Annotated in this window: 1 protein-coding gene; it reads left to right on the plus strand. The window is 43.5% G+C overall.

From position 1 onward, the window contains the following. The first annotated feature begins 397 nt into the window (after window positions 1-397). A complete protein-coding gene (locus tag BQ7367_RS00005) occupies window positions 398-1,615 on the plus strand; it encodes an IS110 family RNA-guided transposase (protein WP_072523598.1) in 1,218 nt (405 codons plus the stop codon). The last annotated feature ends 586 nt before the right edge of the window (window positions 1,616-2,201 follow it).

A 2,201-nucleotide genomic window follows, 5' to 3' on the forward strand; every position in this document is an offset into this window, starting at 1 on the left:
TTTCTGATGCATTGGCTTATCATCAGTATAAGAGGATGAAGACCTGTATGTAATGGCTTTTTTAATTTGACTAGGATTGGCTATTTTAGCCTGACACTAGATGGCTATTTTAACCCGACGCTAATACTACAATATATTTATGGTTAATACCCCTTACAGCCAGTAAGGAATTACCCATCTTATTGCTTAAGCTGTTAGAATGAGTGTGGCAATAGGTCTGGCCTTCCCTTTCTAGGACTTAACGTCCGTTAAAAAGTCAGCCAACCAGCCCTCATTCGCAGCATTCGTTTTACGCAGGTTGAACTTTCTCGTTCGTGTGATATCTCCAGTAGATTGAATAGGCAATGAGTAAATCTGGTATTGACCATTGCTAATTCATTTCAAAGGAGTTTTTATCATGAACGCTGTTGGTATCGATGTTTCCAAAGGTAAAAGCACTGTCACCATCCGCAGGCCCGGAGATGTGGTTCTTATGCCGCCCTGCGATATCCCGCACACCCAGTCCGCTATCAACGCTCTTATTGAGCAGATCAAAAGCCTTGACGGCGAAACCAAAGCCTGCATGGAACATACCGGCAGATACTATGAACCGGTTGCCCACTGGCTCTCTGATGCCGGCATCTTTGTCAGCGCTGTCAATCCCATCCTGATCAGGGATTTCGGAGATGACTCTCTGCGTACTCCAAAGACGGATAAAGCGGATTCTAAAAAAATCGCCCGTTATGCTCTTGACCGCTGGGCAAAACTGAAGCAATATGGAAGCATGGATAAAACACGCAGCCAACTCAAAACAATGAACCGGCAGTTCGGTTTCTATATGGACCAGAAAACTGCCATGAAAAACAACCTCTTTTCCCTCCTGGATCAAACCTATCCCGGAGCCAATGACTTCTTTGACAGCCCTGCCCGCAGTGACGGCTCCCAGAAATGGGTGGACTTTGTCTACACCTACTGGCATGTGGACTGTGTACGCAGCAAGTCTCTGCAAGCCTTTACGGAGCATTACAAGAAGTGGTGCAAACGCAACGGTTATAACTTCAGTGCCTCAAAGGCGGAAAATATCTATCAGAGTTCTTCTGACCTGATCGCCGTATTTCCGAAAGATGACAGCACAAAAACGCTGATACGGCAGGCTGTCACGATGCTAAACACGGCTTCACAGACAGTGGAGGCTCTCCGCATTAAAATGGATCAAACTGCCGCCACGCTCCCGGAATATCCGGTTGTTATGGCAATGAACGGAGTCGGACCGTCACTTGGCCCCCAGCTTATGGCTGAGATCGGAGACGTTACCCGTTTCACACATAGAGGTGCGCTTACTGCTTTCGCCGGTGTCGATCCTGGAAAGAATGATTCGGGCAAATATAACCAGAAAAGTGTACCTACTTCAAAAAAAGGCTCTCCAAGTCTGCGAAAAACACTGTTTCAGATCATGGACGGCTTGATCAAACGATCTCCGGTGGATGATCCGATCTATGCTTTTATGGACAAGAAACGTTCAGAAGGCAAGCCGTATTATGTCTATATGACTGCCGGAGCCAATAAGTTTCTCCGCATTTATTACGGACGGGTAAGAGAATACCTTGCTTCTCTGGAAGAATCCAAAGAAAGCTGATTTCAATCCCATACTTTGCTTCAGGCCAGCGCACTGCGGTGGTCTTGTTGTAATACTCTTTTTTCAACCTGTATAAAATTTTCAAAATTCACTAATTTCTGCTTGACTTTTTATTTGCAGACTTTTTATTATAACACACTATTACAAACAAGTACAGAGAAAAACATAAAATTTGACAAAAAATGCAGGCTTTATGCGGCCTGCAAGGTATTTTTGATTTATTCAACTGTAAAACTCCCGTGCTCATCTTTTCATGTTTAGAACAGTTATCTACTATTCTATTTTAAGTTGGAGTAAAGAAATAGGCAGTTGATAAAAAATAAATGAAAAGAGTATTGGTCCCTTGAGGTATAATGATTTCGACGAAAAAACAAAAACCGAAAGGAGTACCAATACTCATGGATATTATAACATTAATCCAGGCTCTTGTCAGCGGATTGCTCAATGCTCAGGAGGAGTCCAAAAATGAAATTTTAAATTCCACCTCCCCCAGGGGGAGTAGCGTTTACTTCTGCACAGTTGATATTTACTCTTTCATACATCCATGGTATGGTTATCTCTCCTTCTGACAGCAGTAGAAGGAGGC

It is taken from the genome of Clostridium sp. Marseille-P3244 (assembly GCF_900120155.1).
Taxonomy (GTDB): domain Bacteria; phylum Bacillota; class Clostridia; order Lachnospirales; family Lachnospiraceae; genus Mediterraneibacter.

What these genes read in the sequence shown, in the direction of transcription:
- BQ7367_RS00005 (WP_072523598.1), top strand. Translation starts at nt 398, where the DNA reads ATGAACGCTGTTGGTATCGATGTTTCCAAAGGTAAAAGCACTGTCACC.